Here is a 21,868-nt window from a genome sequence, read left to right on the forward strand (position 1 = left end):
GAGGAACCACCATTGCTCGCATCGGCAAATCAATGAGGGAGTGGGAGATGAGTTCATCGAACAAGAAGGCGGCTGGCGCATGAGCGACGGTGTATTCCTGGCCATTCTTCTGGCGGCACTCATGAACGCCATATGGAACAGCGCCATCAAGATCGGCGGCGACAAGATTGCCGTGATGGCGCTCACCACGTTGATCGGGAGCGGCATTTCTCTGGTCGCGCTGCCATTCGTGGGTGTTTTTGCGTCGACGGATTGGCCTCTGCTCGCGCTCTCGATAGGCATCCACACCGTCTACCATTTCGCCCTTCCGATCGCCTACCAGCATGGAGACCTCGGGCATGTCTACCCGATCGCGCGGGGTGGGGCTCCGCTGCTCGTGACACTGGCTGCCGTGTTCATGGTGGGAGAGGTGCCCTCAGCGGGGGAAATCGCCGGAGTCCTGTGTCTCAGCATCGGCGTGCTGGCGTTCGCCTTCCAGCACCGGGCGCAGGGAGGCGCCCATCGGGGAACGTTCTATGCAATGGCGATCAGCCTGTTGATCGCGTCCTACACGGTCGTGGATGCGCTGGGAGCGCGCCGGTCGGAGTCCGCACTGGGCTTTGCCGTGCTGCTGACCATTGGCGACGGCATTGCGACTGCATTGATCGTCCTGTGGTGGAGGGGGCGCGCCGCGTTTCGTGTCGACTCCCGAACGCTCTCGATGAGCGCGATCGCCGGCACCATGCAGATAGGCGCGTACTGGATTGCCGTGTGGGCGCTCGCGCAGGCGCCCATGGGCACCGTGTCGGCCCTGAGAGAGAGCAGCGTTCTCTTCGTGGCGCTGATATCCGCCTACCTGCTGAAGGAACAGCTGGGCAGACGCCGCATCGCCTGCTCTGTGCTCGTCTTTGCGGGCATCTTGCTGGTGAAGCTGCGCCTTTAGCGTCACGGTGTCAGAGCAACCCATGGATTGAAGAATCCAGCACAGTACCGGCCCTAAGCCCCCGCCGGCAACAGGCTTGCGGCGTTGACCGACAGCACGCAAATCCGTGCGTGCAGAAAATCGTTGCTTCCAACAACATCGCCTGCACGTGCGGCAAAACCCATCATGAGCGCAGTCACGCCTGTCCCGGGCGGCCCGTCGGCCTCCGCGTCTTCCCCTCCTCCCCACTACACGGCAGAAGAAAAACGCCACCGCGTCTTCTCGATCATGGCGGCCTCTTCGGGCAACCTGGTCGAGTGGTTCGATTTCTACGTGTATGCCTTCTCGGCACTGTATTTCGCGTCGGCCTTCTTTCCCAAGTCGGACCCGACGGTGCAGTTGCTGAACACCGCCGGCGTGTTCGCGGCCGGCTTCCTGATGCGTCCGATCGGCGGCTGGCTCTTCGGGCGCATTGCAGACAAGGTCGGGCGCAAGACCTCGCTGCTGATCTCGGTCTCGATGATGTGCGGCGGGTCGTTGGTGATTGCCTTCCTGCCCACCTATGCGCAGATCGGCGCATGGGCGCCTTTCCTGCTGCTGGTCTGCCGGCTGTTCCAGGGCCTTTCGGTGGGCGGCGAATACGGCACCACTGCCACCTACATGAGCGAGGTCGCGCTGCGCGGGCAGCGCGGCTTCTTCTCGTCGTTCCAGTACGTCACGCTGATCGGCGGGCAGCTGCTCGCGGTGCTGGTGATCGTGGTGCTCGAACAGTTGCTCACCGAAGCCGAGCTCAAGGCCTGGGGCTGGCGCATTCCGTTCGTCATCGGCGCCATGGCCGCCGTGGTGGCGCTGCTGCTGCGGCGCACGCTGCACGAAACTCAAAGCGCCGAAGCCAAGGCCAACAAGGAGGCCGGCACCATGACCGGGCTCTTCAAGCACCACATGCCCGCCTTCCTGACGGTGCTGGGCTTCACGGCCGGCGGCTCGCTGATCTTCTACACCTTCACCACTTACATGCAGAAGTACCTGGTGAACACGGTGCACCTGCCGATCAAGACCGCCAGCTATGTGATGACTGGCGCGCTCTTCCTCTACATGTGCATGCAGCCGCTGTTCGGCGCGCTGTCGGACCGCATCGGGCGGCGCAACAACATGCTGCTGTTCGGCGGGCTCGGCGCGCTGGCCACGGTGCCGATCCTCACGGCACTGCAGCACACCACGAGTCCGGTGGTCGCCTTCGTGCTGATCATCGCGGCCCTGGCCATCGTGAGCTTCTACACCTCGATCAGCGGCATCGTGAAGGCCGAGATGTTTCCGCCCGAAGTGCGCGCGCTGGGCGTGGGCCTGGCCTACGCCGTGGCCAACGCCATCTTCGGCGGCTCCGCCGAGTACGTGGCGCTGGGGCTCAAGTCGCTGGGGCACGAGTCGGCCTTCTTCTGGTATGTGACCGCGATGATGGTGATTGCGTTCGTCGTGAGCCTGCGGCTGCCAAGGCAGGCGAGCTACCTGCATCATGACCACTGAGGCCGCGCGCCGGCTTTCATGAGATCAGGGGGCCCGCGCAGGCACGCGGGTTTCGAGCGTGGGCGGCTGCCATTCGGGCTTGATGTGGCAGCCGTTCCTGCCGTCGGTGTCGTAGCTCGGCATCAGCGCCGCGCAGCGCTGCGCCAGGCTCGCGGGTGTGGGCTTCTCGCCCTTGTCGATCCAGTCCATCAAGGCTTCGAAGAGCGCCGGGTATTCCGAATCGCTCAGGTAGCTGTGCTCGCGCTCGGCGCTGAAGCCCTGCACCAGCGTGCCGCCCGTGCCGGCGGCATCGCGGATGCGCCTGTAGGCGTCTTCGAGCTCGACGAAAGCCGTGGGATCGTCGATGGCATGCAGGGCCACGGTGGGCAGTGCGGTGCGGCCTGAAGGCTGGCTGTCGGCGGCGAGCGCGCCCTTGGCCTGCGGATCGGCCGCATAGCGCACCACGCCCGCATTCAGCGCCGCATCGTCGGCCGAGCCCTGGTAGGCCACGCCGACGTTGCCGAAGGGGTTGCGTCCGCCCAGGCGCTGCTGCACCAGGTCCTGGAACAGCCAGGTGGCCCAGTTCAGGTGCCCCACCAGCGAGCGCTCCTGGATCTTCACGACCGACAGGATGGTCTTGAGCCGCGCGGCCTGCTCGGGCGTGCGCTGCGCCGCCGGCATGCCGACGCCGGTGCACTCCTTGACGCGCGCGGCCAGTTCGGCGCGCGTGAGCTTCGACTCCATCGGCAGGCCCTGCCACAACGGGTATTGCGGCTCGTCGGGCTTCGGATGGTTGCGGCATACGTGCTGGTAGACCACGCGCAGGTCGAGCCGGAAATCGTAGGCGCTGTTGCCGCCGCCGAGCACGCCGCTGGTGAGCAGAAGGCCGTCGTAAGGGCTCTTCGCATCGCCGGCCGGTGCATAGAGTTCGGCGGCCTTCGCGGCCACGCCCGCGCCGTAGCTCTGGCCATGCAGCAGCGTGCGGCGCGGCGGACCGAAGCGCTGCACGAAGATGCGGCGCAGGCGCTCGGTGTCCTCGGCGGCCATGGTCACGCCGTAGCCGCCGCGGCGGTAGGTGGAGCCGGCCCATGCGTAGCCGGCCTTCACGGTGACGGCCCAGCGCTTCAGGTCTTCCGCGCTGCGTTCGAGCCTGGGTGGGCCGGTCTCGGGGCCGCCATGGGCATGCATCACGAGCACGCGGTTCCATGCCTGCGGTATGGCGATCCAGTAGAGCGCGCCGCTGCCGTCGGCGCCGGTGTAGCAGCGCGTTTGCGCGGGCACTGGCGCCGGGCAGGCCGTGGGCTTCGGCCCCCAGGCGGCGGCCTCGGCCGCCAGCGCGGCCATGGTGCCGAGCAGCGCAAAAGCGAATGTGCGAAGAAGCGGTTTCCTGTTGTTCATCAATGCCATGCTCCGAGTTCCAGCGCCGCGGCCGTCCCCGATGCGGAGACGAAGCCGAGAACGCCGTGGGTGAAGATGAAATTGCCGGGGCGGCCCGCGTCGGCCTGCACCACGCCGGGCACTGGCGCGTCGTAGCTCAGCGCCGCGGCGGTGCCGCCCAGGTTGAAGGCGCCGCCCGCCACCGTGGCCTCGCGGCTTTCGCCTTGCACACTGGCCATGGCGTAGCTGCCGTCGGCCGTGCCCGCCATCAGGCTCTGCTGCGGCGCCAGCAGGCGCAGCCCGGTGTTGGTGGCCGATTCGCGCACCAGGTGCAGCGGCACGGCGCTGCCGTTGACCATGCCGATCACCATCGAGCCGGTGAGCGTGCCGCCCGTGGTGGTGGCGCCACCCGTTGGCGAGGTGGTGCGCAGGTCGAAGGCGTTGCGCGCGGCGTTGTAGCTGATGTAGCCCTTCTCGGTCTGCGTGCAGCTCGGGTCGTAGGCCATGAAGCTGCCGGTGGCCGGATCGCGGCAGTACTGGAAGGTGCCCGCGTTGCGCAGCCGCACCGACGACGCATGCGCCGCCGCTGTGCCGGTGCCCTGCTGCACGCCCACCGCATTGAAGATGTTCGCCACCGGGTTGAACACCGTGGGCGTGGCCGCATTCTGGAAGGTGGCCTGGAAAGCCAGGAGCGGCGTGAAGCCGCCGCCGGCCGGCGCGTTCACGCCGCCGAGCAGCACGCCGCCGGGCGAGAAGCTGAAGACCGCGCCGCTCTCCGCGCTGGCGTAGCTGCACTGGCCCTGCGCCACCAGCGTGCCGCTGCGCTGCGTGCCGGCGGCGCGCTGCAGGCTGGCGTCGATGGTGACGGTGTAGGCCATGGTGGCGGGGTCGATCTGCACGCTGAGCTCTTCGCCGAATCCGTTGCCGCCCTTGTAAGCGGTGGCGGCCGCGGGCAGGTTCGGGCAGGCCAGCGGGTCGCCGGCCTCGGTCACGCAGCTGTAGTTGACCGCCGCGTCGAGGCTGCCGCTGCCGCGGTACTTGGGCCATGACGGAAAGCGGCACAGCGGACGCGTGCGGCCGTAGGTGCCGGCCACGGCGTCCACCGCCACGCCGGTGGCGGGCGCCAGGCCGTCCTCGACCCAGGCTTCGAGCGCCGCGAGCGAATCCCAGTTGGGAATGAACACCCCCGTGCCATGGCCCATGCCGGGCACGGTGTAGAAGCGCACGCTCTCGTCCACCGCGGCCTGTCCCAGCGTGGCGACGAGCTGCCGGTAGTAGTCGATGGTGGAGTTGGGGCTGATCACTTCGTCGGCCAGCCCGTGCAGCATGATGATGCGGCCGCGGTGCGCGAAGAACGGTGCGAGGTCAGGGTTGGTCGCATCGGTGAGCTTCGACACCTGCGTGACGCGGGCCGCGTAGCCGGCCGGGTCCAGCGGATCGAAGCCGAGCGTATCGAAGCTGTCGATGCGCGTGACGAAGTACTTCACCCACTGGTCGCCCGTGACATACATGTTGGCATCGGCCGAGGTGGCCGGATTGGCCGGCACCTTGCGCGTTCCGAGGTCGCGCGTGGTGTACGGCCCGGCCACGAGCGCGCCCTCGAGCAGGTTGTAGCCGCCCGCGCGGCGCACGCCGTTGGCGAGTGCGTAGCCGGTGAATACCAGCGGCGACTCGATGGTGCGCACGGTGGCGATCTGCGCGTCCGACAGGCAGGTGTCGCCGGTGTCCAGCCCGCCGCTGCAGCGCAGCGATGCAAGGATGGGCGCATTGAGCTGGCGGCAGCTTTCCACGTTGCTCACGATGTTGTCGGCCGCGCCGTCGAGCTTGTCGCAGGCCTGCATCGCGGCCTTCTGCACCAGGAGCGTCTTGGCCACGTTCATCCAGCCGGCGCCGCCATTGTTGTAGAGCGCGCGCCCCACCGCCACGTTCGACAGCCGCGTGCCCGTGTAGTTGAGCGCGGGCTCGTTGGCGATGATACCGTCGTAGTCGAGCGGCCAGCGCTGCACGTAGCCGAGCGCATCGCGCCCGCCGGTGGAGGTGCCGAGGAAGTAGGCCTTCCTGGGCTTGACGCCGTAGCGCGCGAGTACCAGCGCCTGGGCCACGTCGCGGGTTTTCTTGAGCGACAGGCCGCCGTAGTTGGCCAGCTGCTCGTCGTTGGCCGCGAACCGGCCGTCGGTGATGCTGCTCGCCTGGTGGCCCGAATCGTCGCCGTAGGTGGCATAGCCAAGCGCCAGCGGCGCGGGCTTGCCGGCCGGACCGAAGCGGATGGTCTCGGTGCCGTCGATGAGCACGCCGTCGAAACCGCCGCCGCCGAAGTGAATGGTCTTCTGGTTCCACTTCTCGGGCAGGTTGAGCGCGAAGTTGATCGCCTGCGACGCGGGGTCGACCGGCTGGATGGTGCCGCGCACGCGGCAGTAGTCGCCCATCAGGTTGCCGGCGTCGCCCGCGGCCACGGGCGCGGCGCTGGTGACGGTGGCGCCCTGCGTGGGCAGGCCGATCGCCGAAGCGGGGAGGCTCTTGCCGGCAAGCTCCGCGCACGAGAGCACCGGCACCACGGGGGGCGGCGGTGCGTTGTCCGGCGGGTCGGCGTCGGGCAGGCTGTTGCCTGCAGGCGGCGTCGGGAAGAAGAAGCCGCCGCCGCCTCCACCGCCACCGCCGCACGCGGCCAGGACCAGGGAAATGCCGATCGCGGTGCCGAGTGGACGGCAGGCGCGGAAAGCGGCGCGAATGATCGATGAGGGGCGCGGTGTGCGCATGGATTTGTCTCCGGCATGCGGCCTCGAAGGGCCGCTTTTTTTGAACAGGCGGCCGGACGATAGGTGCACGAGTGACTTGGGGTCAAATAAAATAAAGAGGCACTTTCAATACGAAAAAAATATGGACATCAAAGCGCTGCGCTACTTCACGGCCGTGGCCGGCACCGGCCACATGACGCGCGCCGCCGAGCAGCTGGGCATCCAGCAGCCGCCGCTGAGCCAGCAGATCAAGGCGCTGGAGCGCGAGCTCGGCGTGCTGCTGTTCAGGCGCCATCCGCGCGGGGTGGCGCTCACCGATGCGGGCCGGCTGTTCCAGGCTGAGGCGCTGCGCATGCTGCAGGACATGGAAGCCATGAAGCAGCGCATGGCGCGCGTGGCCGAGGGAAAGGCCGGCACGCTGGCAGTTGGCTTCACGAGTTCGGCCGCGGCGCACCGCTTCATGCCCGAGGCCCTGCGCGCCTTTCGCCGCGCGCACCCGGACGTGGAGCTGCAGCTGCGCGAGGACAACGCCGCCGAACTCACCGAGGCGCTGGCCGCCGGCCGCCTGCACTGCGGCCTGCTGCGCGTGCCGGTGGCGCGGCCCGAAGGCCTGGTGTTCGAAACGCTGCTGCGCGAACCGGTGCTGGTGGCCATGCCCAGCGACCATCGGCTTGCCCTCGCGCGCAGCAAGGCCTCGCGTCCGCTGCCGCTCGCGAAGCTGTGCGAGGAAGGCATCATCCTGGTGCGCCGCCCCGGCGCGCCCGGCCTCTATGCCGAGCTGCTCGCACTGTGCCACGCCAAGGGCCTGCGCCCGCGCGTGGTGGCCGAAGTCGATCGCATGATGACCAACCTGAACCTCGTGGCCGCGGGGGTCGGCCTCTCGGTGGTGCCGGCCTCGATGAGCGGCGTGCACGCGCACGCCATCACCTATGCGCGGCTGGCCGATGGCGGCCAGCTCGACGCGCCGCTCACGCTGGTGCTGCGCGCCGAAGAAGACAACCTGCCCGCGCAGCACTTTGCCGCGCTGCTGCGCCGGCTCGCGAACGAGAACTCCGCGTCATGAGCAAGGGTGCACCAGCGAGCCCGCCGTTCTTCCAGCGCCGCCGCTTCGTGCGCCGCATGGGCACGCTGCTCGCGGCCTCGTGCGCGGTGCCGCGCCTGCTGCACGCCGCCACACCGCCCTGGCCGCAGCGGCCGGTGCGGTTGATCGTGGTGTATCCACCCGGCGGCGTGAGCGACGGCATGGCGCGCGCGCTGGCCGAGCCGCTCGCGCAGGCGCTGGGCGTGCCAGTGCTGGTCGAAAACCGCGCCGGCGCGGGCGGCAGCGTCGGCATGGATGCGCTCGCGCGGGCCATGCCCGACGGCTGCACGCTCGCCTTCTCGGCCATCAGCCCGCTCACGCTGCACCCGCTGCTCGCGCGTGTGGCCTACGACCCGCTGCGCGGCTTCGCGCCCGTGGCCAGCGTCATGCGAACGCCGGTGCTGGTGGTCGGCACGCCCGCCTTCGCGGGCCGCAGCTTCGGCGACCTGGTCGCCATGGCGCGCAGCCAGCCGGGCGCACTGCGCTGGGCCAGCTCGGGCGTGGCCACCATCGGGCACATGGTGCTGGCGCAGGTGCGCATGCAAAGCCGCACCGACATCACGCACATTCCGTATCAAGGCGGCGGGCCGCAGCTCAACGATGCGCTGAGCGGGCAGTTCGAGCTGCTGTCGACCAACGTCGCGGCGCAGCAGCTCCAGTACATCGAAAGCGGCCGCCTGCGCGCGCTGGCCGTGGGTGCACCGGCGCGCCTCGAGGCGCTGCCTTCGGTGCCCACGCTCGCGGAACTGGGCTTCGAGAAGGCCAACCGCGATTCGCTGTTCGGCATCTTCGCGCCGGCGCGCACCCCTGCCGCCGTGCTGCAGCGCCTCAATGCGGAGATCAACCGCCTGCTGCGGAGCGAGCCGCTGCACACCCGCCTGCGCGATGCCCACAACATTCCGGCCGGCGGCAGCAGCGAAGACTTCGCGCGCGAGATTGCCATCGACCGGCGGCGCAACCGCGAACTGGTGGCGGGGGACCGGTCGCAGTTCGACTGACTGACCCGTGTCTAGGCTTCTACGCTCCACAGGCCGGGATAGTCGCGCACAAAGCCGTCCTGCGTGACGCGCAGGGTTGCCGCGTAGTCGAAGCGCTTGGCCTCGTAGGCGTAGGCGTCGTTCGCGGTTCGCTCGTAGCGCTGCATCAGTTCGCTGAGCACACCGCCGCCGTCCACGTCGACCCAGGCAGCCGGCGCCTCGGCGCCCTCGCCCTTTGCCAGGTTGAGCCGGCGCAGCTGCAGCAGGTTGGTGGCGGGCGTGAAGCCCAGGTCGAGGTCCGTGCAATGCGACAGGTCCGGCACGGCCTCGTCGTTGAGTTTCCATTGGCCGCGCGCATCGCGGGCAATGGCCAGGTCGATGGCGCTGCCGCCGAGCCAGCCGCGCACCGTGCCCCACTGCGTGTGCCAGTGCAGGTCGCAGCGCACGCGGTAGTGCAGCTGGCCGATGCGGCCGTCCTCGAGGCGGAACACGGCGGCGCCGTCGAGCTGCCACGCGGTCGCGTTGCGCTCGAGCCGGCAGGCGTCATGGCCCGGTGCATCGAGCCTGCGCCACAGGATGGAAGCGACGGTTTGCATGGCGCGGATGATGGCCCCAGCGGGCGCAACAGGCAAGCCTTGTCACAATGCCCCGCACGTGAAGAAGAAGACTCGCCTCCGCCGTGGGCGAGCTAACATCCTACGCCCGACCGTTCAGAGGAACGCACAAGTGGAACCCTGGTTCGCCCATGCCAAGCCAATCGACTCGCTGGAGGCCGAGATCGGATTTTGCTTGCAGGACGCATTCCAACCCGTGCCGGGCCAGCCGCCCGAGCCGCTTGCACTGCCGGAACTCCCACGCGCCTCGCGTTTGTGGGTGCGTACCTCGGAGGCCATCGGACATGAGACGGAACTTGCCGCGTACTACGCACGGGTGATGCAGTTGGCGCACAAGCACGGCCTTCGCTTCGGGCAGGTCCGCCATCACTTCTGGATGCGCCTGTGGCTCTGGAACAGCGAGCAAGACATCGGCATTCCCTTTCCCTGGTACGACACGCTGTCGGAGATCGAACCGGTGCTGGCGGCCCTGTCCACCCTGCCGCCGGGGCAGCGCTTTCACGACATCGACCAGGGATGGGAAATCGAACTGGGTACCAGAGGCACGCTGATCTACATCCGCCACGGCAACCCCGAGCGTGACGGCGAACCCGGCGCCGACGAGGCGGCGCAGACCATGGTCGCGCTCCCCCAGGCCGCGCTGGCAGGCCAGCTCATCTCGCTGACAGCCCGAACCAACGGGCTGGTCGCCCATCTGGCTGATGCGCTGGGGTGCGATGTGTGGAGCGCGCCCCTCAGGCCTGAAGCGGCAATGCCAGCAGCACGGATCTGAGGAATTCCCCCGCCGTCGCTCCGAACTCCGCGGGCTGGTACGAGCGATGGAAGTCCCGCGAGAACACGCGCTCGAGCTCTGCCGGATCGGGGTGCGCGTTCATGAAATCGACAATTTGCGTGCGCAGCGCCTGCACCTCGTCGGCGGTCCAGGTCTCGCGCAGGCTCGCCATGATGGCGTCGGCCGTTTCGCCGAAGAGGATGTCGGCGTCCTGGCCGAAGTAGATGCCAGTCAGGTCGACCAGCAAGTTGTAGCGCGGCGATGTCGTCATGGCGGGCGCCTCAGATCGGGTGGGCCGTGAGGATGTAGAACGGCTTGCCGTTATAGGCCCTCATGTTGAGGATCACGCGCACGCGGCTGAGCTGATTCACCGCGTTGCTGCCGCGCACGACACCGATACCGATGATGCTGCCGAAATCGTGCTCGAAGCGCACCGGCTTCGAGCCCACGGCCGCCGTGCGCGACCAAGCCCTGATGGCCGAGGCGTTGGCGCGAAAGGTGGCCGTGATGGCGCGCTCCGCGATGTCGAGATTGTGGAACGATGACACATCCAACAGCGACGGTTTCGTCCCGAACCGCTGAAAGAGTTCGGCCGGCGTCTTGCCTACGTGCAAGGCGATCGTGTGGCCGCCTGCCTTGGTACCCGCCACCGCCTCGTGTTCGGCCAGCCGGATCGGTTCCAGCCGAAGGCGGCTCGCGCGCACCGCGATCACGCGCGTGGCGACGAGTCCGGTTGCCACGAACAGCGGCACCGCCACATCCACAGCAAGCCCGATGCCGTCGGCCGTGTCGCGCGAAGCGCCCAGCGCCTCGGCCGCCGAGCTGGCGGTCACGGCGGTCGCCGTGCGCTGCGGCGTGCCGGTCCAGATCTGACGGCTCGAAGTGGCCAGGGTGTCGTAGCCGTGCACGCCCAGCACCACGCACCCGACCTTGCTCACCATCGTGGGCTCGGGCGCCACGCACAGCACCCCGGCGCCCAGCAGTTCCACCACGCCGCCCACCAGCCCCACGGTGCCCCAGACCCGGTTACTCAGGCTCGCGGATTCGGGCACGTCCTGCCCGCCCAGCACCGCGGCCATCTGCACCGGCGTCAGCGCGACGCTCAAGCCTTCGACTTCGTCATCCATGCCATTTGCCTTTCCCATGCCATCGGAGGGCCAACCTGCGATCGGCCGCATTCTTGCACGCGGCCGCCCCGCAGGCGAACATCGCCCGGCCGCGAGACAATCGGAGCCGTGAGTTCCCCGCCCATTCCAACACCCCCGATCCGCCGCATCGCCCATCTCGACATGGACGCCTTCTACGCGTCGGTCGAGCTGCTGCGCTACCCGCAGCTCAAGGGCCTGCCGGTGGTGATCGGCGGCGGGCGGCGCAGCGTGGACGAGGCGATTCGGCACGTGCCCGAGGGCGGCACGCTGGCCGACATTCCGGTCGACGCCTTTCCACGGCTGAAGGACTACGCGGGCCGCGGCGTGATCACCACCGCCACCTATCCGGCGCGGCAGTTCGGCGTGGGCTCGGCCATGGGGCTCATGAAGGCCGCCAAGCTGTGCCCGCAGGCCATCATCCTGCCGGTGGACTTCGACGAATACCGGCGCTTCTCGCGCACCTTCAAGCATGTGATCCTCGACATCGCACCGCTGATGGAAGACCGCGGCGTGGACGAGGTCTACATCGACTTCACCGACGTGCCCGGCGGCCAGCGCGACGGCGGGCGCGCGCTCGCGCGGCTGATCCAGAAGGCCATCTTCGACGCCACCGGCCTCACCTGCTCTATCGGCGTGGCGCCCAACAAGCTCATCGCCAAGATGGCGAGCGAGTTCGACAAGCCCAACGGCATCTCGGTGGTCTACGAGGCCGACCTGCAGACGCGCATCTGGCCGCTGCCCTGCCGCAAGGTGAACGGCATCGGCCCCAAGGCCGACGAGAAGCTCAAGCGCTTCGGCATCGAGACGGTAGGCGAGCTCGCGGCGCGCGAGCGCGACTGGCTCATTCAGAATTTCGGCAAGTCCACGGGCGCGTGGATGCACGAGGTGGCCTGGGGCCGCGACGACCGGCCGGTGGTGACCGAGAGCGAGCCCGTGTCGATGAGCCGCGAGACCACCTTCGACCGCGACCTGCATGCGGTGCGCGACCGCGCCGAGCTGGGCGCGATCTTCACGCACCTGTGCGAGAAGCTGGCCGAAGACCTGCAGCGCAAGGGCTATGTGGGCAAGACCATCGGCATCAAGCTGCGCTACGACGATTTCAAGATCGCCACGCGCGACCAGACCATCGAGCGGCACACCGCCGACGGCAAGACCATCCGCCAGATCGGCGGGCTGTGCCTGAAGCGCGTGCCGCTCGAGCGGCCGCTGCGCCTCCTGGGCGTGCGCGTGGGCGCGCTTGCGAAGGCGGGCAGCCCCGAGGCGATGGCGCCGGCCGGGGGCGGCCAGGCCTCGCGCGCCTCGGCGGAAGCGGCCTCGGCCACCGCGTCGCTCTTCTGAAACATCGGGCGCCGTGATCAGACACTGGCTCCGGCGCATCGCATTCACACTGCTGGGGGTCACGCTGGCCGCAGGGCTGTACGTGGGCGCCGCCTGTGCACTGATGTTCTGGCCGGCCAATGCAGGACCGCCAGCGGAACAAGCAGCTGCGCAGCCGTCCGCCGTCGAGGCCTGGGTGTTGAGCAACGGCATTCACACCGACCTGGTGTTTCCGATCCGCTCGGCCACCATCGACTGGCAGCAGCTCTTTCCGTTCGCGCACTTCAGGGCCGTGCCGCCCGATGCCGAGTTCATCGCCATCGGCTGGGGCGACCGCGAGTTCTACCTGCACACGCCCACCTGGGCCGACCTCACGGCCTCGCGCGCTTTCGGCGCCGTGCTCGGCGGCAACCGCGCGCTGCTGCACGTGACCTATCTCAGCCGCGCCTCATTGCGCAAGAACGCCTTCCACCTGCCGCTCTCGCAGGCGCAGTACGCGCAGCTCGTGGGCTACGTGCAGGCGACACTGACCTCGGGCCGCGCGACGCCTATCGCCGGCGCGCACTACGGCAACGACGACGCCTTCTACGAAGCCGAGGGCGGCTACCACCTCTTCGAGACCTGCAACACCTGGACCGGCCGCGGCCTGCGGCAGGCAGGCGTCACGGTGAGCCGTTGGACGCCGTTCGATTTCAATGTGACCTGGCACCTGCAGCCGGTGCGGCCCTGATGAACCCGCTCAGGGTTTCGGCACGCCGGCCTGCCATTGCGGCCAATTGGCGACGATGTGGTCCACCACACGCGTGCCCACCAGTGCGATGTTCTCCACCGTCTCGGCAAAGCCGCCCGCCGTCTCCCCCGGGGCCGGGTCCAGGTGCTGCAGTGTGCTTTCCTTCGGGTTGCCCTGGTCGAAGTTGACGGCGCCGCGCAGGCTCATCACGCGGTCGGTGCCGTGGGTGCGCTTGATCACGAGCGTGATGGCGGCGGCTTCCATTTCGGTAATCACGTAGTCGTCGGCGCCATAGAGCCTGGCGATGTACTGTGCCTGCTTCGACATGCCGGGACCGTGGAAGAAGGTGTCGCCGGTCATGTGGGTGCCGGTGCCCACGAAGGGCACGCGCCGCGCTGCGGCATCGGGGTAGCGCAGGCGGTACTTGCGCGCGCCCTCTGAATCCTTCAGCGGCGTGTCGGACGAGAGCTTCATGGCCCAGCCGACGAGGTCGGGGTTGAGCTTGAAGCGGCGGTATTCCTCGTAGCCCTTGCGCGGCATGAAGGTGGGTTCGCCGGGCTTGCTCTCCTCGGGCGCCCAGCGGTGGCCGAGGTCGTAGTCCACGAGCCAGGTGGCCCAGCTCACTTCGCCGATGGTGCCGCGTGCCGGAGGCGTGCCGGCCACGCCGGAAATCACGTAGTAGGCCTGCGAGAAATCGAACTGCGGATTCAGCAGGATGGCCTGCATCGACGATGAGGAGTTGACCTTGCCCATGCCGAGCACCGCACCGCACACGCCGTCGGCATTGCAGTACACCGGCTGCAACGCGCCGGGCACGGCCATCGGCGCGGCGCCCTTCCAGTAGCGCTCGTACCAGTGCTGGAACTCGCCGGCCCGGTCGCCGGTGTTCTGGCCGATCTCGAACATGGCCGCGACGAAGACCTTCACCTTGACGGGGGCAGCAGCAGCGGCGGCGGCAGTGCGTGCAGCCGGGACAGGCGCGGTGGGCGATGCGGGCGAAGCGCAGGCCGCGAGAAGCAGCGCCGCGCCGCAAGCCGAGAGCCAGCGCGCGCAGGAAGATGAAAGCGGTCGATGGAAGAACATCATTTCTTGTTGACTCCAGGAAAAAACAAAGCGCCTCCATCGCACCAGCGGCGATTGCGGCGTCCTACAGGCGGCGATTGTCGGTGCAGGCACAAGCGCTGGGTACCCTCACCACGCAAACCCCATGCCGGCCCGCTCCAGATCGACCGCACCGCCCTCCAAACCCTCGCCAACGGCCGCGCCCATTGCCAATGGCCTGGTCTACGTGAACCCCGACATACCCGGCATCCGGCGCCTGAAACACGGCGACCACTTTCGCTACCGCGATGCAAAGGGCCGCTGGGTACGCGATACGGACGAGCTCTCGCGCATCCGCATGCTGGCGATTCCGCCGGCCTACACGCAGGTGTGGATCTGCCCGCTGCCCAATGGCCACCTCCAGGCCACCGGCATCGATGCCCGCGGGCGCAAGCAATACCGCTACCACCCCGACTGGCGGCTTTTCAAGGACGAGACCAAGTTCGAGCGCCTCGAGGCCTTCGGGCTCGCGCTGCCGCGCATCCGCGCCCGCGTCGCGCGCGACCTGCAGGAAGGCGCGGCCGCGCCGGCACCGGGGCGCCAGCAGGTGCTTGCGGCCCTGGTGCGCCTGCTCGACACCACGCTGCTGCGCGTGGGCAACGAGGAATACGCCAGCAGCAACGGTTCCTATGGCCTCACCACGCTGCGCAACCGGCATGCGGCCGTGCAGGGTGCGGCGCTGCGGCTGCGCTTCAGGGGCAAGAGCGGCGTGATGCACGAAGCCCTCCTGGACGATCCGCGCGTGGCGAAGGTGGTGCGCCGTTGCCAGCAGCTGCCCGGCCAGGCGCTGTTCCAGTACCAGGAGGAAGAGGAGGAAGGGGGGGAACTGCGAAGCGTGTCTTCCACCGACGTGAACGACTACATCGCCGAAGCCTCGCCCGGCGAGCGCTTCACCGCGAAGGACTTCCGGACCTGGCACGGCACGGTGCAGGCGCTGGAGCTCACGCGGCTCGCCTGCGAACCGGGCCGCAGGGCCGCCGACGGTACCCGCTACAGCGCCAAGGAGATCCTGGCCGCCGTGGCGAAGCAGCTGGGCAACACGCCCGCGGTGTGCAAGAAGGCCTATGTGCACCCGGCCGTGCTGGCGCTGGGCAGCGCGCTTGCGGGCGACGAAGAAGAAGATCCCGCGGCCGAGTTGCTGCGAAAGATGTCGGCCCGCACCGCGGCCCGCAAGACGCGCGGGCTCCACGCCGCGGAACAGCGGCTGCTCGCCTTCCTGCGGATGCATCGGCAAACCCAGGCGCGCGAACAGCGCGAGGCGCGCAAGGCCACCGGCAGGCGCAGTGCCGAACAGCGCCCTCAGCCCGCAACCAGCGCAAAGCGCACGCTGTCGCGCTCCACCGCCACGGTGTAGCCCAGGTCCTCCGCCAAGCTCTGCAGCGCGATGGCGTCGATGGCCAGCGCGCGCGGCGCACGGTGGGCGTCGAGCACGGGGCTGGCGCCGGCGGACTCGCGCGGCGCGGCGCGCAGGCGAAGCGCGTCGGGACCGTCGGCCTCGATCCGGATGGCTCCGGCTTCGGACGCGCCGTCGTGCAGGTACCCGAGTCCGCCAAGAACCAGATAGCGCAGCGCTGCCCCCTGGGGCCAGCGGGGTTCGTCCCCGCGCGGATCGAGCGTGGCGTCGACATCCAGTTCCACGCCATGCATGTCGAAAGCCGCGCGCATCAGGCCCACGCATTGCGCCACCAGCGCGCTGCGCGTGATACCGTCATCCGTCGTGGCCAGCTCCCAGTCGCGCAGCGAGCGGATGCCTTGCACGAGTTCGGAGACCTGGTTGTCGATCAGCGCCACGCGTTCCTCGCAGACCACCGCATCGACGACCGGCGCGCCGATCTGGCGCTTGAGCATGAGCAGCGCCATGCGAATCACCGACACCGGCGCCGCCATGTCGTGGCGCAGTGCCGGCAAGGCGCGGGTAAGCAGTTCGTGGCGTACGCCAGCGGCAATCCAGCTTCGGGCTCCGGGCGCGGCCTTCATTGCGCGCTGAGAGCCGAAGGCTTCGCCTCGGTGGTGGGGCAGCAGGCCCGGGGTTCGGCAATCGGCTCGTTCACTTGGCGCATCCTGAAGCGGGGGGAATGCAAAGTATCGGGCCCGCCCCCCGCGCCAGGTGTAGGAGCGTGCCTACGCTTTTGGCGCCCGGCCTAGGGTTTGCCAAGATAGACCCGCACGTCTTTCACCTCCACGCCCGCGGCGGCCACGGCCGAACGCAGCTGCGCCTCGGTCACGCCCAGTGTCTGGGTCCAATAGCGCACCTCGTGCGGCTCGTTGACATTGATGCGGGTCCGGTCTTGCGGGCCGCGCTTGTTCGGGTCGTCTGCCATGGCGTGCTTCCTGTGTTCGTGTGTCGATGCAAAGGACGATGCGCGCCCTTGCTGCACGGCACTGGCGGACGGCGGCGCGGCTCCTTGCAGGAAATGTCCGAAACCGGCGTGCGGGCGCCGCGGGCCGCGCCTATGGTCGGCGCTTGCATTCACTTCCACTCCAAAACAGCATGGCCTCCGAGCAGAACAAGCGCATCATCTTCGACGCATGGAAGGCTTTCGCGAGCCGCGACCCGAAACTCATTGCAGCCTGCTTCACCGAGGATGCCGAATGGCTGGCACCCCGGGGCAACGCCACCGCGCTGGCACTCGATGCTCCCGACCACATGATCGGCCCGGATGCCATCGTGCATTTCCTGGCCGAGAAATTTCCGGCGCTCTTCGTCCGCGATGTGGTGGTCGATTTCCGCAGCCGGTATTGCGAGGGCGACACCGTGATCGTCGAGCTGCGCATGCAGGCCACGCTCGCGAACGGCCGCAAGTACGACAACGACTACTGCTTCATCTTCGAACTGAGCAACGGGCGGATCGCCCGCGTGCGCGAGTACATGGACACGCAGAAAGGCCGCGCCTGCATCTTCGGCTAGCTGATGCACCTAGCGGTTGCGCGAGGTGGGTGTTCTATCACGCTGCGGCATTTGCATTTTCCGAAGGGAGGGTTTCGCATTCACAGACCCGCCTCGCGCGAGAGCCGCATAGATTCGGCGCATGACCACAACGATCAAGCAATTCCTGCCCTCCGAAATCCGCGGCTTCGGCGTGATGGCGTGCACCATCGAGATCTGGCAACCTGTACAAAAGGAAGCCGGCGGCCCGCGCCAGGATTGAACCCGATGAACAACCACAACGACACCCGCTTTTCCGACATCCGTGACGCCGTGCGCGACCTGTGCGCGCAGTTTCCCAACGAGTACTTCCGCAAGATCGACGAAGCCCGCGGCTACCCCGCCGAGTTCGTCGATGCGCTCACCCAGGCCGGCTGGATGGCCGCGCTCATTCCGCAGGAATACGGCGGCTCCGGCCTCGGGCTCACCGAAGCTTCGGTGATCATGGAAGAGATCAACCGCTCGGGCGGCAACTCGGGTGCCTGCCACGGCCAGATGTACAACATGGGCACGCTGCTGCGCCACGGCAGCGAGGCTCAGAAGCGCAACTACCTGCCGCGCATCGCCACTGGTGAACTCCGCCTGCAGTCGATGGGCGTGACCGAGCCCAGCACCGGCACCGACACCACCAAGATCAAGACCACGGCCGTGAAGAAGGGCGACCGCTACGTCGTCAACGGGCAGAAGGTGTGGATCTCGCGCATCCAGCATTCGGACTTGATGATCTTGCTGGCGCGCACCACGCCGCTCGCAGAGGTCAGGAAGAAGTCCGAAGGCATGTCGATCTTCATCGTCGACCTGCGCGAAGCCATCGGCAACGGCATGACGGTGCGGCCCATTCTCAACATGGTGAACCACGAGACCAACGAGCTGTTCTTCGAGAACCTCGAGATCCCGGCCGAGAACCTGATCGGCGAAGAGGGCCAGGGCTTCAAGTACATCCTCGACGGCCTCAACGCGGAGCGCACGCTGATCGCGGCCGAATGCATCGGCGACGGCTACTGGTTCATCGACAAGGTCACGGCCTACACCAAGGAGCGCGTGGTGTTCGGCCGGCCCATCGGCCAGAACCAGGGCGTGCAGTTTCCGATTGCCGAGGCCTTCATCGAGATCGAAGCCGCGAACCTCATGCGCTACGAGGCCTGCCGTCTGTTCGATGCGCACCAGCCTTGCGGCGCGCAGGCCAACATGGCGAAGTACCTGGCGGCCAAGGCCAGCTGGGAGGCCGCCAATGCCTGCCTGCAGTTCCATGGCGGCTTCGGCTTTGCGTGCGAATACGACATCGAGCGCAAGTTCCGCGAGACGCGGCTCTACCAGGTGGCGCCGATCTCGACCAATCTCATCCTGAGCTACGTCGCCGAGCACATGCTCGGCCTGCCCCGGTCATTTTGACTCGCCCCCAGGCTTCGCGCACTTCGTGTCGCTTCTCCTCCCCCCTACCCGGGGGCAACTCCAGAGGCCCGGCAAAGCCGGTTCCTCGGTGTTCCACGAAAGGATCGTTCATGACTCCCATCGCCGCCAGTCATCCGAGCCAGCTGCTCGCCACCTTCGCCGCGGAACTCAAGTTCGCGGACATTCCCGCCCCTGTGCTGCGCCGCACCGAGGACCTGACGCTCGACTGGCTGGGCTCGGTGCTCGCGGCCCGCACCGCACGGCCGGTGCGCAGCATCGAGCGCTTCGCACAGCTGATGGGGCCGGCCGACGGGCCGAGCGAGATGCTCACCTCGCGCCGCACCACCTCGCCGCTGTTCGCCGCACTGGTCAACGCCGCGGCCTCGCACTACGTGGAGCAGGACGATGTGCACAACGGCTCGGTGTTCCATCCCGCGGCCGTGGTGATCGCACCCGCGCTGGCCGTGGCGCAGAGCATCGGGGCCAGCGGTGCGCAGCTGCTGACGGCGGTGGTGGCGGGCTACGAGGTCGGCATCCGCGTTGGCGAGTTCCTCGGGCGCTCGCACTACAAGACCTTCCACACCACCGCGACGGCCGGCACGCTCGCGGCGGCCGCGGCCGTGGGCCGCCTGCTCGAACTCACGCCGCAGCAGATGCTGCACGCCTTCGGCTCGGCCGGCACGCAGTCGGCGGGTGTGTGGGAGTTCCTGCGCGATGCGGCCGATTCGAAGCAATTGCACTGCGCGCATGCGGCCGCCAGCGGATTGATGTCGGCCTACCTCGCACAGGACGGCTTCACGGGCGCCGCGAAAGTGCTCGAAGGCGCGCAGGGCCTCGGCGCGGGCATGTCGAGCGATGCCGATCCGGCACGGCTCATCGATCGCCTCGGCACGCGCTGGGCGCTGGCCGAGACCTCGTTCAAGTACCACGCTTCCTGCCGCCACACGCATCCCGCGGCCGATGCGCTGCTGCAGGTGATGACCGAGCACCAGCTCGCGCACGGCGACGTGGCCCGCGTGACCACGCACGTGCACCAGGGTGCCATCGACGTGCTCGGCCGCGTCACGGTGCCGGCCACCGTGCACCAGGGCAAGTTCTCGATGGGCACGGTGCTGGGCCTGATCGCGGTGCACGGCCGCGCCGGGTTGGGCGAGTTCGACCGCGACTTTCTCGCGCCCGAGGTGGCCGCGTTCCGCGACAAGGTGGCGATGGAACTCGATGCCGAGGTCGACACCGCCTACCCCGCGCGCTGGATCGGCAAGGTCAGCGTGCAGACCCGCGACGGCCGCACGCTGGCCGGCCGCGTCGACGAGCCCAAGGGCGACCCGGGAAACAGCCTGAGCCGCATCGAGATCGAGGACAAGATGCAGCGCCTCGCGCACTACGGCGAGGGCGCCACGGCCGACGAGGCGAAGGCGCTGTGCCAGCGCATCTGGCAGCTCGAGGCCGCGCCGCGCGTGGGCCGCTGGCTTGGCTGAGGGGCCACCTCGTATCTTTGGCGCTCAGGCCTCGGCGAACAGCCGGCCCTGCCCGGCCGAGCGTGCATCGAGACCCGCAGTGCGCACGAGGTCCCAGAACCCCGCGGGCGAACTCGACACCACCGGCAGCTGCAGCCGCGCTTCCACTTCGCGCACCGCATCGAGCGTGACCAGCCCGCCGCACGAAATGAGGATGCCGTCCGCGCCGGGCTGCGCATCGAACACCCGCAGGCAGAGGTCGACCAGCACCTGGGTGGGCACCCGGCCCACGGCCTGCACATCGGAGATGGCCAGCCCTTCGAGCGCCAGCGGCTCGAAGTCGCTCTGTTCGAGGTAGCGCCGCAGCTGCGCATTGACCTCGTCGATGTAGGCCGTGGCCACCGCCAGGCGCCGTACGCCCAGCTGGCGCAGCGCGCCGACGATGGCATTGCTCATGGTCGTGCAGGGCAGGCCGGTGGCGCGCGCCATTTCGGCCTGCAGCTGCGCGTTGAAGTCCGCGCCGCGGAAGAAGCTCAGCGAGGTGCCCATGAGCGAGACCGCGCAGGCGCCCCCTGCCTTGAGCGCCACCGCCTTCTCGACCACCGAGTCGATCACCTCGGTGTACCCGCGCGTGGAAATCTCGCCGAGGCCCAGCCCCATCGCGCTGAAGCGGATGCGCTCGCCGTACAGCAGCGGGCCGTCCACCGGCACTGCGCCGGCGGCCGGCGGCACGATCAGCCCCAGGTGCGGCAGCGCCATCTACTTGCCCTCCGCCACGATGTTCTGTTCGGTGATGATGCGCTGCCAGCGCTTCGTCTCCTCGGCCATGTCCTTGCCGAGCTGGGCCGGCGTGGCGTAGGCGCGCAGCGTGCCTTGCGCAGCCGCTGCGGCGCCGGCCTCGGGCGTGTCGAGCACCGCCTTCACCGCGGCCGAGAGCTTGCCGACGATCTCGTCCGGCGTGCCGGCGGGTGCGAGCACGAAGATGCGCGGCGCCACGTCGAAGCCCGGCAGCGCATCGGCCAGCGGCGGTACGCTCTCGGCGCCTTCGAGCCGCGCGGTGTTCATCAGCGCCACCGCGCGCAGCTTGCCGGCCTTGGCCTGCGCCATGCCGGCCGTGGCGCTGACCACGCCGATGGGCACTTGCCCACCGACCACGTCGGGCACGATCTGCGCGGCGCCGCGGTACGGCACGTGCACCACGGTGCTGCCGGTCGATTGCTTCAGCATCTCGAAGCCCAGGTGCTGCACCGTGCCGACACCCGAGGTGGCGAAGGAATAGCGCGCCGGATTGGCCTTGAGCTCTTTCACCAGCTCGGCCGGCGTCCTGGCCGGAAAGTCGTTGCCGGTGACGATCATCAGTGGCGAGACGAAAGCCCCCGCCACCGGCTTGAAGCTGGTGAGCGGATCGAGCCCTATCTTCGGCTGCAGCAGCTTGGCGATGAGCAGCGCGCTGTCGCCCATCATGAGCGTGTAGCCGTCGGGCGGCGCCTTGGCGACGAACTCGGCCGCGATCAGGCCGGCGGCCCCGGTGCGGTTGTCGACCATCACCTGCTGGCCGAGCACCGCCGACAGGCGCGTGCCGAGCAGGCGCGCGACCGCATCGACGCCGCCGCCGGCCGAATAGCCGACCACGAGGCGGATCGGCTTGTCGGGGTACTTCTGAGCCCAGGCGGCGGGCGCGGCGAGCAGGCCCGCAAGGCCCAGGGCCATGGCCGTGCGCATGGCCTGCCGGCGCGCGGGGCGAACAAGGTCTGTAGCTTTTTTCATCATGTCTCCAAATGGTCAATCACCGTCTGCGCGGCTCCTTCAAGTGGGGGGAAGCGCCAAAGGCGTTTCG

The 21,868-nt window shown here is 68.6% G+C and carries 21 protein-coding genes; 11 read left to right on the plus strand and 10 right to left on the minus strand.

Annotation, left to right across the window (positions count from 1 at the left end; all coding sequences use genetic code 11):
• Window positions 1-79: 79 nt before the first annotated feature.
• Complete coding sequence (locus QFZ47_RS06520) at window positions 80-922, plus strand: EamA family transporter (protein ID WP_307654869.1); 843 nt, start codon at window positions 80-82, stop codon at window positions 920-922.
• A gap of 165 nt (window positions 923-1,087) precedes the next feature.
• Window positions 1,088-2,425: an MFS family transporter gene (locus QFZ47_RS06525; protein ID WP_307654870.1), complete on the plus strand. Its 1,338-nt coding sequence runs from the start codon at window positions 1,088-1,090 to the stop codon at window positions 2,423-2,425.
• 24 nt (window positions 2,426-2,449) lie between these two features.
• Here QFZ47_RS06525 and QFZ47_RS06530 read toward each other — a convergent pair whose 3' ends face one another.
• Window positions 2,450-3,811 (minus strand): alpha/beta hydrolase, encoded by a 1,362-nt coding sequence (locus tag QFZ47_RS06530; RefSeq protein WP_307654871.1) that lies wholly within the window; start codon window positions 3,809-3,811, stop codon window positions 2,450-2,452.
• Window positions 3,802-6,537: a tannase/feruloyl esterase family alpha/beta hydrolase gene (locus tag QFZ47_RS06535; protein WP_307654872.1), complete on the minus strand. Its 2,736-nt coding sequence runs from the start codon at window positions 6,535-6,537 to the stop codon at window positions 3,802-3,804. Before QFZ47_RS06535 ends, QFZ47_RS06530 begins: the two co-directional genes overlap by 10 nt.
• Window positions 6,538-6,658: 121 nt before the next feature.
• Here QFZ47_RS06535 and QFZ47_RS06540 point away from each other — a divergent pair, with 121 nt between their 5' ends.
• Window positions 6,659-7,579, plus strand: coding sequence for a LysR substrate-binding domain-containing protein (locus tag QFZ47_RS06540; protein WP_307654873.1), 921 nt, complete (start codon window positions 6,659-6,661; stop codon window positions 7,577-7,579).
• Entirely contained in the window at window positions 7,576-8,595 is a 1,020-nt protein-coding gene (locus QFZ47_RS06545) for a Bug family tripartite tricarboxylate transporter substrate binding protein (RefSeq protein ID WP_307654874.1), read from the plus strand. Before QFZ47_RS06540 ends, QFZ47_RS06545 begins: the two co-directional genes overlap by 4 nt.
• Window positions 8,596-8,606: 11 nt before the next feature.
• Here QFZ47_RS06545 and QFZ47_RS06550 read toward each other — a convergent pair whose 3' ends face one another.
• Window positions 8,607-9,170 carry a putative glycolipid-binding domain-containing protein gene (locus QFZ47_RS06550; RefSeq protein WP_307654875.1) on the minus strand — a complete coding sequence of 188 codons (564 nt, stop codon included), beginning with the start codon at window positions 9,168-9,170 and terminating at the stop codon, window positions 8,607-8,609.
• A 130-nt stretch (window positions 9,171-9,300) separates the two neighbouring features.
• On the opposite strand from QFZ47_RS06550, the gene QFZ47_RS06555 reads away from it, so the two are divergent.
• Entirely contained in the window at window positions 9,301-9,960 is a 660-nt protein-coding gene (locus QFZ47_RS06555; RefSeq protein WP_307654876.1) for a hypothetical protein, read from the plus strand.
• On the opposite strand, the gene QFZ47_RS06560 is transcribed toward QFZ47_RS06555, so the two are convergent.
• Together QFZ47_RS06560 and QFZ47_RS06565 are read right to left on the minus strand one after the other, a co-directional pair.
• Window positions 9,923-10,231, minus strand: a complete 309-nt coding sequence (locus tag QFZ47_RS06560; RefSeq protein WP_307654877.1) for a contact-dependent growth inhibition system immunity protein — start codon at window positions 10,229-10,231, stop codon at window positions 9,923-9,925. The two genes, QFZ47_RS06555 and QFZ47_RS06560, sit on opposite strands and share 38 nt — an antisense overlap.
• Window positions 10,232-10,241: 10 nt before the next feature.
• The gene (locus tag QFZ47_RS06565) at window positions 10,242-11,087 is read right to left on the minus strand and encodes an RNase A-like domain-containing protein (protein ID WP_307654878.1); all 846 of its coding nucleotides are present in this window, start codon (window positions 11,085-11,087) and stop codon (window positions 10,242-10,244) included.
• Window positions 11,088-11,195: 108 nt separating this feature from the next.
• Here QFZ47_RS06565 and QFZ47_RS06570 point away from each other — a divergent pair, with 108 nt between their 5' ends.
• Together QFZ47_RS06570 and QFZ47_RS06575 are read left to right on the plus strand one after the other, a co-directional pair.
• Window positions 11,196-12,446: a Y-family DNA polymerase gene (locus QFZ47_RS06570; protein ID WP_307654879.1), complete on the plus strand. Its 1,251-nt coding sequence runs from the start codon at window positions 11,196-11,198 to the stop codon at window positions 12,444-12,446.
• 13 nt (window positions 12,447-12,459) lie between these two features.
• Window positions 12,460-13,155, plus strand: a complete 696-nt coding sequence (locus QFZ47_RS06575) for a TIGR02117 family protein (RefSeq protein WP_307654880.1) — start codon at window positions 12,460-12,462, stop codon at window positions 13,153-13,155.
• Between the two features lie 9 nt (window positions 13,156-13,164).
• On the opposite strand, the gene QFZ47_RS06580 is transcribed toward QFZ47_RS06575, so the two are convergent.
• Window positions 13,165-14,241 (minus strand): purine-nucleoside phosphorylase, encoded by a 1,077-nt coding sequence (locus tag QFZ47_RS06580; protein WP_307654881.1) that lies wholly within the window; start codon window positions 14,239-14,241, stop codon window positions 13,165-13,167.
• A gap of 121 nt (window positions 14,242-14,362) precedes the next feature.
• Between QFZ47_RS06580 and QFZ47_RS06585 the strand changes: the two genes are divergently transcribed.
• Window positions 14,363-15,610 carry a DNA topoisomerase IB gene (locus tag QFZ47_RS06585; RefSeq protein WP_307654882.1) on the plus strand — a complete coding sequence of 416 codons (1,248 nt, stop codon included), beginning with the start codon at window positions 14,363-14,365 and terminating at the stop codon, window positions 15,608-15,610.
• Here the strand turns inward: QFZ47_RS06585 and QFZ47_RS06590 are convergent.
• Complete coding sequence (locus tag QFZ47_RS06590) at window positions 15,556-16,233, minus strand: hypothetical protein (protein WP_307654883.1); 678 nt, start codon at window positions 16,231-16,233, stop codon at window positions 15,556-15,558. The genes QFZ47_RS06585 and QFZ47_RS06590 overlap by 55 nt on opposite strands.
• A gap of 164 nt (window positions 16,234-16,397) precedes the next feature.
• Window positions 16,398-16,577 (minus strand): DUF3606 domain-containing protein, encoded by a 180-nt coding sequence (locus QFZ47_RS06595; RefSeq protein WP_021006041.1) that lies wholly within the window; start codon window positions 16,575-16,577, stop codon window positions 16,398-16,400.
• A 170-nt stretch (window positions 16,578-16,747) separates the two neighbouring features.
• On the opposite strand from QFZ47_RS06595, the gene QFZ47_RS06600 reads away from it, so the two are divergent.
• The 3 genes from QFZ47_RS06600 to QFZ47_RS06610 all read left to right on the plus strand — a co-directional run bounded on the left by QFZ47_RS06600 (window position 16,748) and on the right by QFZ47_RS06610 (window position 20,052).
• Window positions 16,748-17,164, plus strand: a complete 417-nt coding sequence (locus QFZ47_RS06600) for a nuclear transport factor 2 family protein (protein WP_307654884.1) — start codon at window positions 16,748-16,750, stop codon at window positions 17,162-17,164.
• 246 nt (window positions 17,165-17,410) lie between these two features.
• Window positions 17,411-18,574: an acyl-CoA dehydrogenase family protein gene (locus tag QFZ47_RS06605; RefSeq protein ID WP_307654885.1), complete on the plus strand. Its 1,164-nt coding sequence runs from the start codon at window positions 17,411-17,413 to the stop codon at window positions 18,572-18,574.
• A 110-nt stretch (window positions 18,575-18,684) separates the two neighbouring features.
• Window positions 18,685-20,052, plus strand: a complete 1,368-nt coding sequence (locus QFZ47_RS06610; RefSeq protein WP_307654886.1) for an MmgE/PrpD family protein — start codon at window positions 18,685-18,687, stop codon at window positions 20,050-20,052.
• A gap of 24 nt (window positions 20,053-20,076) precedes the next feature.
• On the opposite strand, the gene QFZ47_RS06615 is transcribed toward QFZ47_RS06610, so the two are convergent.
• Both QFZ47_RS06615 and QFZ47_RS06620 read right to left on the minus strand, forming a co-directional pair.
• Window positions 20,077-20,790 (minus strand): arylmalonate decarboxylase, encoded by a 714-nt coding sequence (locus tag QFZ47_RS06615; RefSeq protein ID WP_307654887.1) that lies wholly within the window; start codon window positions 20,788-20,790, stop codon window positions 20,077-20,079.
• Window positions 20,791-21,798, minus strand: coding sequence for a Bug family tripartite tricarboxylate transporter substrate binding protein (locus tag QFZ47_RS06620; protein ID WP_307654888.1), 1,008 nt, complete (start codon window positions 21,796-21,798; stop codon window positions 20,791-20,793).
• Window positions 21,799-21,868: the final 70 nt, after the last annotated feature.

This window comes from Variovorax paradoxus, assembly GCF_030815975.1.
GTDB lineage: Bacteria > Pseudomonadota > Gammaproteobacteria > Burkholderiales > Burkholderiaceae_C > Variovorax > Variovorax paradoxus_N.

Coding starts and splice junctions, on each gene's coding strand:
- QFZ47_RS06620 (WP_307654888.1), bottom strand. CDS start 21,798: ATGAAAAAAGCTACAGACCTTGTTCGCCCCGCGCGCCGGCAGGCCATG.
- QFZ47_RS06550 (WP_307654875.1), bottom strand. CDS start 9,170: ATGCAAACCGTCGCTTCCATCCTGTGGCGCAGGCTCGATGCACCGGGC.
- QFZ47_RS06535 (WP_307654872.1), bottom strand. CDS start 6,537: ATGCGCACACCGCGCCCCTCATCGATCATTCGCGCCGCTTTCCGCGCC.
- QFZ47_RS06585 (WP_307654882.1), top strand. CDS start 14,363: ATGCCGGCCCGCTCCAGATCGACCGCACCGCCCTCCAAACCCTCGCCA.
- QFZ47_RS06530 (WP_307654871.1), bottom strand. CDS start 3,811: ATGGCATTGATGAACAACAGGAAACCGCTTCTTCGCACATTCGCTTTT.
- QFZ47_RS06525 (WP_307654870.1), top strand. CDS start 1,088: ATGAGCGCAGTCACGCCTGTCCCGGGCGGCCCGTCGGCCTCCGCGTCT.
- QFZ47_RS06545 (WP_307654874.1), top strand. CDS start 7,576: ATGAGCAAGGGTGCACCAGCGAGCCCGCCGTTCTTCCAGCGCCGCCGC.
- QFZ47_RS06600 (WP_307654884.1), top strand. CDS start 16,748: ATGGCCTCCGAGCAGAACAAGCGCATCATCTTCGACGCATGGAAGGCT.
- QFZ47_RS06615 (WP_307654887.1), bottom strand. CDS start 20,790: ATGGCGCTGCCGCACCTGGGGCTGATCGTGCCGCCGGCCGCCGGCGCA.
- QFZ47_RS06540 (WP_307654873.1), top strand. CDS start 6,659: ATGGACATCAAAGCGCTGCGCTACTTCACGGCCGTGGCCGGCACCGGC.
- QFZ47_RS06580 (WP_307654881.1), bottom strand. CDS start 14,241: ATGATGTTCTTCCATCGACCGCTTTCATCTTCCTGCGCGCGCTGGCTC.
- QFZ47_RS06605 (WP_307654885.1), top strand. CDS start 17,411: ATGAACAACCACAACGACACCCGCTTTTCCGACATCCGTGACGCCGTG.
- QFZ47_RS06595 (WP_021006041.1), bottom strand. CDS start 16,577: ATGGCAGACGACCCGAACAAGCGCGGCCCGCAAGACCGGACCCGCATC.
- QFZ47_RS06565 (WP_307654878.1), bottom strand. CDS start 11,087: ATGGATGACGAAGTCGAAGGCTTGAGCGTCGCGCTGACGCCGGTGCAG.
- QFZ47_RS06520 (WP_307654869.1), top strand. CDS start 80: ATGAGCGACGGTGTATTCCTGGCCATTCTTCTGGCGGCACTCATGAAC.
- QFZ47_RS06610 (WP_307654886.1), top strand. CDS start 18,685: ATGACTCCCATCGCCGCCAGTCATCCGAGCCAGCTGCTCGCCACCTTC.
- QFZ47_RS06560 (WP_307654877.1), bottom strand. CDS start 10,231: ATGACGACATCGCCGCGCTACAACTTGCTGGTCGACCTGACTGGCATC.
- QFZ47_RS06590 (WP_307654883.1), bottom strand. CDS start 16,233: ATGAAGGCCGCGCCCGGAGCCCGAAGCTGGATTGCCGCTGGCGTACGC.